This window comes from Candidatus Tisiphia endosymbiont of Mystacides longicornis (assembly GCF_964031095.1).
GTDB lineage: Bacteria > Pseudomonadota > Alphaproteobacteria > Rickettsiales > Rickettsiaceae > Tisiphia.
On sequence record NZ_OZ035004.1, the window covers coordinates 1,617,264 to 1,631,525 of the forward strand.

The 14,262-nt window shown below is 31.7% G+C and carries 10 protein-coding genes, 2 tRNA genes and 1 pseudogene; 7 read left to right on the top strand and 6 right to left on the bottom strand.

Annotated features, from left to right (window positions below):
- Nucleotides 1–246: 246 nt before the first annotated feature.
- Together ACQH6S_RS08230 and rpmF are read right to left on the bottom strand one after the other, a co-directional pair.
- Entirely contained in the window at nt 247–1,200 is a 954-nt protein-coding gene (locus ACQH6S_RS08230) for a beta-ketoacyl-ACP synthase III (RefSeq protein ID WP_094649448.1), read from the bottom strand.
- A gap of 6 nt (nt 1,201–1,206) precedes the next feature.
- Entirely contained in the window at nt 1,207–1,407 is a 201-nt protein-coding gene (rpmF, locus tag ACQH6S_RS08235) for a 50S ribosomal protein L32 (protein ID WP_094649449.1), read from the bottom strand.
- Between the two features lie 106 nt (nt 1,408–1,513).
- Here rpmF and ACQH6S_RS08240 point away from each other — a divergent pair, with 106 nt between their 5' ends.
- The 6 genes from ACQH6S_RS08240 to ACQH6S_RS08265 all read left to right on the top strand — a co-directional run bounded on the left by ACQH6S_RS08240 (nt 1,514) and on the right by ACQH6S_RS08265 (nt 4,901).
- Nucleotides 1,514–1,975 (top strand): outer membrane protein assembly factor BamE, encoded by a 462-nt coding sequence (locus tag ACQH6S_RS08240; RefSeq protein ID WP_094649450.1) that lies wholly within the window; start codon nt 1,514–1,516, stop codon nt 1,973–1,975.
- A gap of 116 nt (nt 1,976–2,091) precedes the next feature.
- Nucleotides 2,092–2,166, top strand: a tRNA-Glu gene (locus ACQH6S_RS08245).
- Nucleotides 2,167–2,312: 146 nt separating this feature from the next.
- Nucleotides 2,313–3,617: an APC family permease gene (locus ACQH6S_RS08250; protein WP_425360442.1), complete on the top strand. Its 1,305-nt coding sequence runs from the start codon at nt 2,313–2,315 to the stop codon at nt 3,615–3,617.
- 8 nt (nt 3,618–3,625) lie between these two features.
- Nucleotides 3,626–4,486 (top strand): M23 family metallopeptidase, encoded by an 861-nt coding sequence (locus ACQH6S_RS08255; RefSeq protein WP_425360443.1) that lies wholly within the window; start codon nt 3,626–3,628, stop codon nt 4,484–4,486.
- Nucleotides 4,487–4,527: 41 nt separating this feature from the next.
- Nucleotides 4,528–4,604: transfer RNA gene (locus tag ACQH6S_RS08260), tRNA-Arg, on the top strand.
- 156 nt (nt 4,605–4,760) lie between these two features.
- The gene (locus tag ACQH6S_RS08265) at nt 4,761–4,901 is read left to right on the top strand and encodes a hypothetical protein (protein ID WP_341748759.1); all 141 of its coding nucleotides are present in this window, start codon (nt 4,761–4,763) and stop codon (nt 4,899–4,901) included.
- A gap of 365 nt (nt 4,902–5,266) precedes the next feature.
- On the opposite strand, the gene ACQH6S_RS08270 is transcribed toward ACQH6S_RS08265, so the two are convergent.
- Together ACQH6S_RS08270 and ACQH6S_RS08275 are read right to left on the bottom strand one after the other, a co-directional pair.
- A complete protein-coding gene (locus ACQH6S_RS08270) occupies nt 5,267–6,418 on the bottom strand; it encodes a hypothetical protein (protein WP_425364521.1) in 1,152 nt (383 codons plus the stop codon).
- A 504-nt stretch (nt 6,419–6,922) separates the two neighbouring features.
- Entirely contained in the window at nt 6,923–8,779 is a 1,857-nt protein-coding gene (locus tag ACQH6S_RS08275; RefSeq protein ID WP_425360445.1) for an AAA family ATPase, read from the bottom strand.
- Nucleotides 8,780–8,975: 196 nt separating this feature from the next.
- Here ACQH6S_RS08275 and ACQH6S_RS08280 point away from each other — a divergent pair, with 196 nt between their 5' ends.
- Entirely contained in the window at nt 8,976–11,555 is a 2,580-nt protein-coding gene (locus ACQH6S_RS08280; RefSeq protein WP_425360446.1) for an N-6 DNA methylase, read from the top strand.
- Nucleotides 11,556–11,898: 343 nt separating this feature from the next.
- Here ACQH6S_RS08280 and ACQH6S_RS08285 read toward each other — a convergent pair.
- A pseudogene (locus ACQH6S_RS08285) lies at nt 11,899–12,084 on the bottom strand (IS1634 family transposase); the annotation flags it as partial.
- Between the two features lie 320 nt (nt 12,085–12,404).
- Nucleotides 12,405–14,204 (bottom strand): pentapeptide repeat-containing protein, encoded by a 1,800-nt coding sequence (locus tag ACQH6S_RS08290; protein WP_425360448.1) that lies wholly within the window; start codon nt 14,202–14,204, stop codon nt 12,405–12,407.
- Nucleotides 14,205–14,262 lie beyond the last annotated feature (58 nt).

Below are 14,262 nucleotides of genomic sequence, written 5' to 3' on the forward strand. Positions count from 1 at the left end.
CCGCACCGAAGCTTAAAAATCGTAGAGAAAAATAACAAGTAGGTTCCTAGGCTCTGTGAACAAAACTTTAATTGTTTAGATTTTGAGTGTTTTTAAGCGAAAATTAATAAGATTTTTGCCGGAATAGTTAGTTCTATTTTAAAAAAATCTTATAATTTGCAGCTAAAAAGAGTCAAAATCTAAACAATTTAAATTTTGTTCACAGAGCCTAGAAGGATGCCTGCGATAACCAGAAGATTGTTGTTTTTACCATCTGATTAGAGCCGAACCCCAAGTTACTCCAGCACCAATAGCCGTAAAAAGCAATAGATCGCCTTTTTTAATATTGCCATAAGATTTTAGAGAAGCAAGAGCTAAAGGAATTGAAGCAGCCGAACAATTAGCATGTTTTGCAACCGTTTTTACTACTTTACTCGGATCGATTTTTAGTCGATCTACAACGGCATCTATAATTCTTACATTTGCCTGATGTGGAATAAAATGATTAACATCATCTATGGTAAAATTATTATTATGCAATATTTCTTCAGCTATCTTACTCATCTTTTCTACTGCATGTCTAAAAACTTCCTGTCCTTTCATTTTTATTTTACCGGTTTTGCCATTACTACTTACACCACCATCAGTGTAAAGAATATCGTGATAACGACCATCCGAATAGATATTACTATCTATTATACCGGAGTTATCATCACTATATTGCAAAATTACCGCACCGGCACCATCACCAAATAAAATACAAGTAGCTCTATCGCTCCAGTCCATTAGAGATGACATTTTTTCAGCACCAACTAATAATATGGTTTTATATTTTCTAGATTTGATCAAAGAGTCGGCAACATGTAAACCATATATAAACCCCGAGCATACCGCCTGTAGGTCAAATGAAGGTACATTACCAAGCCCTAGATAACCTTGTAACTTAGAGGCGGTAGAAGGAAAGCTATTATCCGGAGTAGTGGTACAGGTAATTATCAAATCTATAGATGCTGGATTTAATCCAGCATCATCTATAGCATTTTGGCTAGCTTTAATAGCTAAATGTGATGTATATTCATCATCAGCCGCGATATGTCTTTGTAATATACCGGTTCTTGAATGAATCCATTCATCGTTAGTATCAACTGATAGCGATAATTCTGCATTACTGAGAATACGCTTCGGCAAATAGGCACCACACCCCAGAATTTTACAAGTCATTGTGGTTTATGCTACTTCTTCATCTTTTTCTCGCTTCTGGACAATAACCTGACGACCATTATATGTGCCATCAGCTAAAGATATGTGATGAGGAAGCTTATATTCTCCTGTTTGAGAATCTATTACTACATTAATTTTACCAAGTGCAAGGTGAGAACGCCTCATATTGCGTCTTGATTTTGATGTCTTCTTTTTTGGAACTGCCATATAGCCTCTTAAAAATTACACTTTAGAATAAAAAGTATTTGTCAAATCGATATAGCAGTATATTATACTTCCATTACAAAATCTAGGTATTTTAAACATAAAATTTATGAAATTCATTATAATTCAAACTTTTCTTATTTCATCTATATTACTCACATTGTGTAGTTGTAAAACTATAGAATCAAGGGGGCAGTATATTGATGATAATTTATTAACTACACTTGAAGAAAAAAAGCTTAACAAATCGGAAGTAGAAGATTTAGTTGGTACGCCAACAATTATACCCGATTATACTCCTAATACTTGGTATTATGTTCAACGTTCTTTAGCTAGGAGAGCCTGGTTTGAGCCAAAAGTAATTGAACAAAAAATAATAAAAATTGCTTTTAATAAAAAAGATGTAATTGAGGAGGTTTTAGTACTTAATGATTCGCATAAAGATGATATAAATATAATGGGAGAATATACGAAAACTTACGGTACAGAATTAAACGGGCTACAGAAATTTGTAAAGAATATTGGTAGGTTCAATAAACCTACTGAGGGAAAAAAGACAAAGAAACGATAAAATCATACTTGCAATATTTCGTGAATACTGTATAAACTGAACGATACTAGTTCTTAAATCATTCGAATATACTCCTTGCAAATTAAAGAGTTAATAGACGAGCTTAAAGAGTTTATGGCCCCTTCGTCTAGTGGTTAGGACGTTACCCTTTCACGGTGAAAACACGGGTTCGAGTCCCGTAGGGGTCACCAGTACTCAATAGTGTTATTTAGTATATAGCTTACAAAAACTTGAGTAATTGATTTATCAATTTTCAAGTTTTTATTTTTTTATGTACAATTTGTGATTATTACCCCATGAAATCAGTTCAGGGTTTATACATACAGTTCAGGATTATATGTCACAAAAGCTCGGTTTTTGGTCAGTTTTTGCTTTAGTTATTGGTAGTCAAATTGGCACCAGTGTCTTAATATTACCAGCAAGTTTAGCACCATACGGTATTTTTAGTTTAGTTGGAGGAGTAGTATCCTCCTGCGGTGCTATAATTTTAGCACTGTTATTTGCTATACTTTGTTGCCGATTCCCACAAACAGGTGGACCCCATGTTTATTTAAAAAAGGCTTTTGGTAATGATGTAGCATTTTTTACCGGCTGGACTTATTGGGTTATTTCATGGGTTAGTACGGCTGTAGTTGTTATTTCAGCTATTACATATTTAACACCTTTAATTGGGGTGAATAATAGTTTTGTGATCTTAATTTTGCAGATATTATTGTTATTTGCTATTATGTTGCTAAACCTTAAAGGTGTGGAAGTAGCAGGGCGAGCTGAGTTTATACTAGCAATTCTAAAATTCATTCCATTAATAGTAGTACCAATTGCGGCATTATATCAGTTTGATAGTAATAATTTTGTTATGGATAAGCAAATAACTAATTTAACTTTTTCTCAAATTCTTGGTAAGGTAACATTATTAACATTCTGGGGCTTCATTGGTTTAGAATCAGCAACTGCTCAAGCTGGTTCGGTAATGAATCCATCAAAAACAATACCAAGAGCTGTAGTAATAGGTACGCTTTGTGTTGCTATTTTATATCTCATTAATAGTGTTGGAATAATTGGTTTAATCCCACCAGAAGACTTAATACATTCTAAAGCTCCTTATGTAGATGCCACCCAAATAATTTTTGGTGGTCAGTGGCATCTACTTATTTCTTTGATTGCTTCAATTATTTGTATTGGAACGTTAAATGCTTGGGTACTAATCAGTGGACAAATTGCTTTGGGACTTGCCCAAGACGGTTTAATGCCATCTTTTTTTGCTAAACAAAATAAAAATGGTGCTCCAATTTGGAGTTTAATCATAAGTTGTATTGGAATATTATTATTATTGATTAGTACAACCAATGAAGATTTATCAGAACAAATTACCGAAATAATTGATTTTTCCGTTATCTCTTTTTTATTTGTATATCTAGCCTGTAGCGTAGCTTTTTTAAAATTACTACTAACAAAATCAGAAAAATCTTCAACATATCAATGGTTAATTGCCCTAGGATCAATTGCCTTTTGCCTATGGATTATTTATGAAACACCATTAAATGTTACAATAAAAGCTATCTCATTTGTATTAAGCGGAATACCTGTTTATCTTTGGTATAAAAAGCAATCGTTTCTTAGGTTATGTAAACAAATCTTATAAGGATATAGATGCTTAAGTCCTGTATATTATTATTAACTATAATATTATTCCTACAAGGATGTAGCACCTCATCTGTCAATAAGACATTTTTAAACGTCACGGCACAGCAATTACAAAAAGATTACAAACTGAATCACGGCACTTTAATTATACAATATAATTTAGCAGCACTAAGTAAAAATGACTGCATTTATGCAAAAAATTTTGGTCTTGTTATTAATAATGACAAATATAACAAGGCTTTTTTGCAAAAATTTAAAGCTATTGGCTCTAAGAATATTAATAGCCAAGCAATTAATAACCAGGCAATGATTAAATCAACTAAGATCAAAGATTTGCTGATAAAATTAAATTGTAAGTATAAGTTTTTATCCCCAGAACAATTACAACTTGTTCAAAAAGCTAGTAATAAAAATAGTTCTTATAATCTTAAAGAGCTGGCACAATTAGATAAGCTAACTACTGCTATTCCTATAATGTTACCACAATATAATGTAAAGGTTACTAGTCACTATGGCATGCGTAAACATCCTAGGAAGAAACAAAAAAAATTTCATTGCGGAATAGACTTAAAAGGATACCAAGACTTTTCCATTTATGCCTCTGCTAATGGAACAATTATTACCGTAAAGCGAAAAAGTTCTTATGGAAATTTAATAGAAATAAAACATTCAGATAAATTTATTACCAAATATGCTCACTTAAAAAAAATGCACGTAAAAGAAGGAGATATTGTTACCAAAGGTCAGATTATCGGAGTGCAAGGTAATAGTGGTAACAGTACGGGAGAGCATTTGCATTTTGAAATTTGGCTTAATAATAAGCCTGTCAATCCATTCGATTTCATATCGCATGCTTGCAACTGTTAAAAATTTTGATATAATACTTATTCTTTAAAATAGTAACAAGAGAAGCCGTAGCTCAGCAGGATAGAGCGAGTGATTCCTAATCACTAGGTCGGGGGTTCGAATCCCTTCGGTTTCACCATTCTTCAATTTTGCTATATTTTGCATAGAAGTAAAGGTGGTTTTAGTACTAAAATTTATGCCCTCGTTGATGCCACTGAAGTTTATACTAGCTACTGGTTAAAGAAATGATATCACTCAGGCTGAAAATCTTACTAAAGATGTTCAGAATACGACGGTGATAGGCGATAAAGGATATGATAGTAGTGCGTTTGTAGAAAGCTTAGAAAATAAGGGGTTATTTTCTAGGTCTGATAAAGCCCCAACCACTTTTTTAGCTTTTCTAAATTTCGTTGGAGCTTTAATATGGTTACGTTAAAAATTTTGTCAACAGAACCTAGTACTACAGTTGTAGTTTAGATGTGAGCATTCACGATTTTTTTGTGATGAATAAAAACCTTATCACCAAGCGTCATTGCGAGGAGACCGTAAGGTCAACGAAGCAATCCATTTCTAATCACTTTCCTGGATTGCTTCGTCGGTCTGGCAACCTCCTCGCAATGACATCTTATACTTTAACCTTTTTTCCGTGAACACTCACATTCAATCTACAACTGTAGTACTAGATATCCACAACAAAAAATTGGGCAAATTGTCTATGGTTTAACACTAATCTCTAATAAATACAAAAACCTAAATAATAACAATCAGTTTAATATTTCTTTAGGTTTTTGTAATAAATTCCTAAACCCCTTCTGATAGAGGTTCAATATCTCCAATTAACAAACTCTCTAATGCTTCATACAATTCAGCGGAATTACTTACGTTAGACAATAACAACTTAAGATTATGATTACTAATAATTTTTGTTCCTGAACTATGTTCTATTTGTTGTGATTGTTGCATTTTCTGTAATTTTAGTAGCATAACAGTCTCTAGTTTTTCACGCTGTTGTATTTTTTCGAAGTTTTCTTGTTTCTCTTCTGCTTTTATATTATCTTCAAAATCTACTCCTTGTTCGATCTTCTTAGATAATTCTTCTGCTTGTAATTTGTTTCTCTCTAATAGTTTATTTATATCCTCTAATAACTCATCGCTTACCCGGTTCCACCCCAAATTTAGCTTTTTCAAAGTTTTATTATTTTGTAAGGCTTGTGCTAGTGCTATCGCCCCCTCATCGCCTATCTGGCATCGTAACGCTAGTATCGTCACAGTGCTATTGTTTTGTAAGGCTTGTGCTATCGTCTTCACCCCCGCATCGCCTATCTGATTTTCCGAATATATTGTCGTCACAGTTTTATTTTTATCTAAGACTTTGGCTATTACATTTGCTTCCTTATCTCCTATCTGATTCTTGTTGTGCTTAAATTTTATGCTTGTCACTGAATGGTCAAGATTACTTACATTTTCGTTTACATCTATAGTAGCATACATGTTGTTTACATATATAATATCATATATTTGGTTAACTAAATTATCGCTTATATTGTTGTTATTTAAACTTAGTTGCATTACAGTATCATTTTTCTCTAAGGCGAGGACTAGTGCCTTCGCGCCCTCATCGCCTATTTTGTTGTCACCCAACCTTATTGTTGTCACAGTTTTATTATGATTTAAGGCTTGTGCTAGTTCTTTCGCCCCCTCATTGCCTATCTGGTTGTTATCCAAATTTATTGTCGTCACAGTATTATTGTTTTGTAAGGCTTGTGCTAGTGCCTTCACCCCCTCATCACCTATCTGGTTGGCACCCAAATCTATTATCACAGTTTTATTATTTTTTAAGGCTTGGGCTAATGCCTTCGCCTCCTCATCTCCTATCTGGCTGAATCTCAAATCTATTTCTTTAAGATCATCGCCTACTTGCAGGGCTTCGATAATTTCTTTAAGTGTAGCCATAATCATTTACCTCATAAATTTAATTAATATTAAATTATTCTAAATAATTTCTAGTAGTTTAATCCAATTTTCTTACTCTGGATATAATTGCTAACTTCATAGCGATATTTTATAAACTTGTAAAGTAAAAACCTATAATCTTTACAAATAAACCTTATATGTAAGGCTAAAGATATAGGAAACAGACCAAAATATTAAATCAATAAATGACAAACCATTTTGACAGCTATTTTTAATACGATGAATGAAAGTTATAACTTGTGCAAATAAAAAAGTTAAGAAAATTGTTAATTTTTTAATAAAATAACAAAATAATCACAACAATTTTAGTACAATAAAGTATAACTTATTTCCTCAGATTTTTGTAATATATAGGAATTTTGCTTAGAAAGCATTATTGACTCCTCCTGGAAGATTTAATATCACCGTATATATTACAAAAACCTAAAGAAATATTAATTTATTGTTATTATTTAGGATTCTTGTATTTATATATTAAATAGTTTAAAGATTCACCACATCAATCTGATATTCTAGTGCTACTTCCTTGCCACAAAAAGCCATAGCAATTTTGATGATTTTTTGAACATGGGAGTACTCTTTTATTTTAGCCTCATATCGTTTTTTCGCTATTTGCTCTAGCCCTTCTCTGGCAACAGATTCTAAAATATCAGGAGATTTGCATATTTTATATTCAATAATAATAGCATTATTCTGCTTCCCAGCCTTAGGTAGCAATATAATATCAGCTCTACCACTGCCTGTTTCTCTCTCACTATCTATGACATAGCCAGGAGATAAAGTGTTAATTAAACCTAGCATAAAGCCGCTATAAAATAGCTCGGCTTTTTTCTCGCCAGTTTGATGAAAACTAGTAGCATTTAGTAATAACTCTTGTAATTTCTCTTTAAATTCTTCTATTTTGCCTGCCGGCAATAAACTAGCAAAAGAATAATATAAAGAACTATCCATTTGTAACTTGCTACTCACCCATTGTAATAGCCTGGTTTCATATATATATTCTACTTCCTTATTAGGCACTGATAATTCGTAGATATCTTTTGCAGGTTCGATAGCTGTTGGGTTTAAATAACCACTAAATAATAACAAACTAAATAACCCACTTCGCGTATTAATATCGCTGAAACTGATTTGTTTGGTAATAGGTGCGATGATACTTTTACCGCTAGCTAATTGTTGGATATCAATTTGTATTTCATCTGATAACAATGCTTTATCAACAAGCCCAGTGCCACCGCTATCAAGCCAATAATGATCAAGCTTACCTCTAGTATCTAGGCATAACATAATTGACCATGGATTATAGATGATTTCTCCGCCAAAACTATAGCCATTATACCAAGCTTTAATTTGTTCAGGACTTGTGTCAAGTGGTACTTTGGTTAATAACTCATCAACCTCTGCTTGAGTGAAACCATAAAATTTAGCAAATTTTTCATCTAGCAGAGTATATTCACGAACATTATTCAAATCCGAAAATAAATTAGCCTTAGCAACCCGTAATATGCCGGTTATTACGCCTTTTTCTAAGTAAGGATTAGTTTTTAAACTACTGCCAAACATCCCGCGAAACATTTCAAGTACCTGTTCAAATTCTTCTGGCTTGTTACCAAACTTAATGTATGAACTATTGATCGGCGTGTCGTATTCATCGATCAATATGTAAACTTTTTGACCAAAATGTTTGTACAGCACTTCACTCAAAACCCGTAAACTATCTTTTAAGTCATTTCTCTCAAGTTTCCCATCAAAATATCTCCTTAGTTTTTCTTTTTGGGCATTATTTAATAGTCCTGTATCTTCTGTTACATGATGATTTAAGTAATGATGACTTGCAAATAATTCTATAATTTGATCCTTTATACCTAGTTCTATTTCTTGATAACTACTACCTTTTACATCTTTAAGATTGAGCAAAATCACCGGAAATTGACCTTGTTGAGTCATGGCATATTCATTGCCGTTAATCTTTAAAGGCTCTAAAGTCCTTTTTCCTTTAATACCTAAATTGATTTCCCCACCGGTAAAGAGAATGCGATTAACTCTATCTTCTTCAGGTAAAGGCGTACCTCTCTTATCCACCTCTATCTCAAAAAATTTCTGGAGCATGTTCATATTCAAGCTCTTACCCCAACGTCTTGGTCTGGTGATTAGGATAACCTTACCATTGTCCTCTAGTAATTCTTGAATCATTAGACTTTTATCAACAAATACATCACTATTAACAACCAAGTCATAGAACTCATCCGTACCTACTAGCATTCTTGGCGGCTTATTTTTACCTTGAATGGTACTAATATCTTTAACTGTTGTATTAAGATCAGAAAGTTTAAAGGTCATATTATTATATTATATTTGAGAATTACTATAAATATTTGCTTTAAGAAAGTGTAGCATAAATAAGCTAACAGCACCAGCAATTATCTTTTTGACAAATATCTTAAGTATCTATTGTTGATGGGTTTTGTTTTGGATATAATTAAAGGAACAATAACGCGGCTTTTAAATTGTTATTGAATAATTGGATGATTTAATTATGAGCGAAGAACTTCTGCAACGAGATTTAATCAAGAATCCTGAAAAAATAGGGACTTGGAATTTTTATAATATTGGTTCAACAACTATTAGTGCTTTAAAAAAATCTGATATAATAAGAAGTATAGACTATGGGAATGTATCAAACAAGAGAGTTGATGCCATTATCACCAAACAAAAAGAAGTTATTGCTATTGTGGAATTTAAATCACCTGAACATTTTAATACCAAGGATAAAAAAAATAATGCCATTCTGCAAGAAATTGAGGTTGCCAAAAAACTAAAAACAAAATTAATTATTGCAACTGATACCAAAGAGACGGTATGGTTTAATGTTGCTACTGGTAATACCGTGAAAACCGAAGAAGCTAATGATTTTAAATATCCTTTTGATTCTAAAGATATAAACTTACCAAAAGTTATCAATGAAACAATACAATCAATAAATGAGAAAAATGATAGAATTTTACCAAAAGAACTAGTCAATCCAACAGATTTAGCAAAACAAATATGGCAAGATGTTTGGAGTGTTAGCGGTGCAACCCCTGATAATTGCTTATACACATTTGTTGAATTATTTATATTCAAATATTTAAGTGATTTAAAAATATTGCAAGGTACTTATAATTTTTACACTTTACTTGGGATGTATGAAGAAGGCAATGAAACTAATACAGTTTTACAACATTATGCAAATATTATCAGACCACAAATAAAAGAGCTGTTTCCTGAAAATGCTTTAGACAAGACCACCATAATAAATGGTAGCATATTTATCAGCAAAGAACAAAAAGCTGTTGATGGTTACGGAATAGTCTTTAAAAAAGTTCTACAAAAATTTAAAAATTATGGAAAACTTGAACATATTGACCATGATTTTAAAAGTAAGTTATTCGAGAGTTTTTTAAAAGAAAGTATCAGTAAAAAGAATTGGGGGCAGTTCTTTACTCCGATTAAAGTTGTCCGTGCTATCAATGAAATGGCAGAAGGGGAGCTAAAAGAAGGAATGACTATTTGTGATCCAGCCTGCGGAGTGGGAAAATTTCCATTAGAATTTATAAAGAACGATCTTGATAAGCTCTTTAAAGTTGAAAACAATAAAATAATACAAAAAGTTAAAATAGTTGGTTTTGATAAGGGTTTTGATAAAGATGAGCAGAAAACCATCATTTTAGCAAAAGCCAATATGCTTATTTATTTTTGTGAACTGATAAAAGATAATATTGGATTAACTAGGGAATTTGCCAAAATATTTAATGAGAGTTTTATTTTAAAAACAAACTCGATACTTGGTACGCTTTCAGAAGCAGAAGAAGAAAAATATGACTTAATTTTAACAAACCCACCTTATGTAACAAGTGGTAGTAGTAATTTAAAAGAAGAGATAGCTAAAAATACTACGTTAAAAAATTATTATAAGATAAATGCCATGGGTATTGAGGGGCTTTTCATGGAGTGGATTATAAAAGCTCTTAAGAAAGGTGGTAAGGCTTTTATAGTTATTCCTGATGGAATTTTTAATAGACAGAACGATAAAAATTTGAGGCAATATATTTTAGATAGTTGCTATATTGATGCAATTATTTCTTTGCCATTAAAGACATTTTTTACAACAACCAAAAAGACTTATATTTTAGCGATTACAAAAAAATTCGATATTTCTGATATTCAGACTGATCCAGTATTCACCTATTTAGTTAGTGAAATTGGTGAAAGCAGAGATGTAAATAGATTTGATATTGAGCAAGATGACTTAAAAGAAGCTGTTAATTTGTATAACGCTTTTAAGGGTAATAAGAAGTATTTTGCAAATCTTAATCATGATAAGAGATGTAAGATAGTTTTGATAAATGAATTTGACAGTGGTAAAAATTGGTCTGTAGAAAGATGGTGGAGTAAAGAAGAAAAAATTGAATTAGCTATTGGAGAAACAAACCAAATGGTTTCAATTGGTGAATTTAGCGATATAATTAGGGATTTAGGAATGATCTGTAATGAATTTAGTAAATCATTGCAAGATAGCGTTCTTTATAAATTTGATAATGAAATCGGACGTTGCCAAAGTATCAAAATAGAGGATATTTTTAATATAAAAAAGGGAATAGCAAAATACACTAAGACTTATATTAAAGAACATGAAGGTTCGTATCCTGTCTACTCAGCAAACACCAAACAAGATGGTGTTTTAGGTTATATAAATCATTTTGATCATGAGGTGGAATCTATCCAGATTACTACTAATGGATATGCTGGCACAGTTTTTTATAGGTCAAAACATAAATTTAGCATAAATGGAGATGCAAGATTGTATATCCCAAAATGTGATAATCTTGATTGTTTATATCTATCGTTTGAATTACAAAAAGCATTAGATAAAAATAACTTTAATTGGGAATATAAGCCAACCATAGAAAGAACAAGAAATATTGAAGTCAAAATTCCAATTACTACAGCAGGTGAATTTGATTTACCAAAACAACAGGAGATAGCAAAAAAATATCGTAAAATCGAAGAAATAAAGACTAATATAAAAAGAGAACTTGAAAAAATAGAAACTATAAAAGTTGATATTGGTTTATAATCTTAATCTCCGCCCTTATCAATTCGTTAAGGCTAGGAGACTGTCGGGGATAAGCCTCCACAACTGTTGAAAGTTAGAAAAGGAAAAGGTTTTAAAGGTCATCATGGCAGTTTAAAAGTTGCAAAAAATAACCGGTGTCATTGTGAGGAGACGTGAGTCGACGAAGAGATTTTTGGTTACTTTTGTGGATTACCTAGTCTACCTACGGTCTTACTCGCAATGATGTTGACCATATACTATAGTCAATTCAGGGGAATTTGGCACTAAGAACGATGGAGCGACGCCTATAAGTAATAGGCGGGCGACGAGTGACGACGTCACCAACTTTTCATCAATTGACTATAGCTTTAATTTTTACAATTAAATCCTCTGCTAATGCAACTAATTTGGCTTCTTCTACATCATCGAAGAATACCCCTAAATGCCGGACAATACGTTGTTTGATATTACCTTTGCTATCTTGGTATCCTTCAACCACTTGTATTGATTGCCTTGGACTATTTGGTGTTTTTTTACGACGTATGTACATGTAGATAATTGTAGAATTAATATGTAATAATATAGTTATAGCATAACAAAAACCAAAGCTAATAACAAATTATTCACTAGGCACAACAGACCTCCTGAAAAAATCATTTCCCAGCTTTATGGTTCCTCCATATCCTCTCTTCCCATCTTTCAACATTTTCTTGCGGAAGCCGGGAGCAAAAAACTTTAAATAGCCAAATCGTAGTAGCCTTAGCAGACTATTTCCAAGTATCACTAGATGAAATGGTTGGCAGAATTGATCCTACCACTTCTTCTGATAATGACAAACCTTCTTAAGTTTGTAGTTATTATATATTTTTGCTACGGTTCTTTATCCTCAAGCCCTTTAGTACCTTCAAGCTTTGCATTAATTAAAGATATTTTACTAACAAAAGCTCTAATAAAATTAACATTTGTTAAATCAGTATCATTAAAATTTGTATTATAAAGTTTAGCAGATTCTAAATTGCTCCCAATAAGAGATGATTTGCTAAAATCTGCATTACTTAGATTGGCCATAGTTAGATCAGTATTCTGTAATATACAGCTATGAATTATAGCATTAGATAAATCGATACCTTTAAGAACGGAGCCTGAGAAAATAGTTTGGTTAAATGCCAAACCTGACAAATTTAAACCTTGTAAATTGATATTTGATAAGTCTTTCACCTGTTCTAAATCTTTTACAGAGTAGATAGTATTTACTGATTTAAATTTATAAAAGTCCTGACCATTTAATACAATATTTCTGTTAAAATCTGAATTAATGAAATTATTATCTTTATATCTCACATTATTTAATTGAGAATTTATGATTGGCGAATTATCAAAAATGACTTCTGATAAATCTGAATTTATGATAGCTATCTGATAAAAATGGCTATCAATAAATTTTATCCCATTTAATACAGTATTTTGTATCAGTGCTTTAGTAAAATTTACCGTATTAAATTTAGTAGCAGAGAAATTAGAGTTTATTAATTCACTATTGGTCAAATCAGAGTTAATAATAGTTGCTTGCTTGACATAGCTATTATTCAATGATACGCTGGTAAAATTGCTATTCTCAATATCAGCATTAGTGATATTAATTTTATTTAACTTGAGCAAAATGCTATGGCAGTTCTTTATTGATAGCTCCTTTATAATAGCATCATTAAAATGAGCATTATCCATCACACTATTTTGAATTTGTACTTGATTCAATTGCACATTATTCAAATTGGTATTTTTTAAATTACAATTCTCAATAATTGCATTGGCAAAATCTGCAGATTGAAAGGAAGAGAAAGAAAATAACGAGTTAGTAAGCTTTATATTTTTTAATTGAGCTTGATTAATAATAGCATGAGTAAAATCTGAATTGCTAATCACCGCTCCAGTAAAGTCCACCCCAGTTAGATCCACAGATTCACAATAACAATTAGTCATATTTAGGTAATTAGCTAATATTTGCCGTAAATCTGTACCATAAAAAATAGAATTTGAGATAACTGCTTTTTTAAAACTACCTTTTGCTAAATTACTTTTTTGAAAATTAGAATTACTGATCATAGCCTCATCAAATACAGCTCTAGTAAGATTTGCATTTTCAAAATTAATATTTTCTAAATTAGCTTTGACAAAGTCAGTGTCCTCAAGATTTGATTGAATAAGATTACTATTTCTCAAATGAGTATTCTCAAACATCGATGCTTGAAAATCTGCACCATAAGCTGATATATTTTTTAATATAGTATTAGAAAGATCACTTTCTTGAATTATAGATTTTGTTAAAATTGCATTCTCAAAATTTGTTCCTGAAAAATCTACTCGTGATATTTCACAAAAACTTAAGTCAACACCAGAAAGATCCTCATTTGTTAGTTTAACACCTACTAACTTTAACCCCCTAAGGTTTGAGCCAAATTTATTTTTAATATTTACTGGTACCTTATTTTTATTTTGCTCTGCTATATAATTTCTAATAATGAGACTTTGACTATTAGATAACAAACCATCTGCATCTCTTGAAGAATCTGAACATCCGGTAAGAACTAAAAGCAAAGTTACAATAAAGAATTTTACACCACCATGCGATATTACAGGTTCCTGCCTACGTGATATAGAGGTAACCGTCATTGCGAGAAGTAGCAAAACTGCGACGAAGCAATCCAGGTTATTTATTGTGCTACAAGTT

What these genes read in the sequence shown, in the direction of transcription:
- rpmF (WP_094649449.1), bottom strand. Translation starts at nt 1,407, where the DNA reads ATGGCAGTTCCAAAAAAGAAGACATCAAAATCAAGACGCAATATGAGG.
- ACQH6S_RS08275 (WP_425360445.1), bottom strand. Translation starts at nt 8,779, where the DNA reads ATGACCTTTAAACTTTCTGATCTTAATACAACAGTTAAAGATATTAGT.
- ACQH6S_RS08290 (WP_425360448.1), bottom strand. Translation starts at nt 14,204, where the DNA reads ATGACGGTTACCTCTATATCACGTAGGCAGGAACCTGTAATATCGCAT.
- ACQH6S_RS08240 (WP_094649450.1), top strand. Translation starts at nt 1,514, where the DNA reads ATGAAATTCATTATAATTCAAACTTTTCTTATTTCATCTATATTACTC.
- ACQH6S_RS08270 (WP_425364521.1), bottom strand. Translation starts at nt 6,418, where the DNA reads ATGGCTACACTTAAAGAAATTATCGAAGCCCTGCAAGTAGGCGATGAT.
- ACQH6S_RS08280 (WP_425360446.1), top strand. Translation starts at nt 8,976, where the DNA reads ATGAGCGAAGAACTTCTGCAACGAGATTTAATCAAGAATCCTGAAAAA.
- ACQH6S_RS08230 (WP_094649448.1), bottom strand. Translation starts at nt 1,200, where the DNA reads ATGACTTGTAAAATTCTGGGGTGTGGTGCCTATTTGCCGAAGCGTATT.
- ACQH6S_RS08255 (WP_425360443.1), top strand. Translation starts at nt 3,626, where the DNA reads ATGCTTAAGTCCTGTATATTATTATTAACTATAATATTATTCCTACAA.
- ACQH6S_RS08250 (WP_425360442.1), top strand. Translation starts at nt 2,313, where the DNA reads ATGTCACAAAAGCTCGGTTTTTGGTCAGTTTTTGCTTTAGTTATTGGT.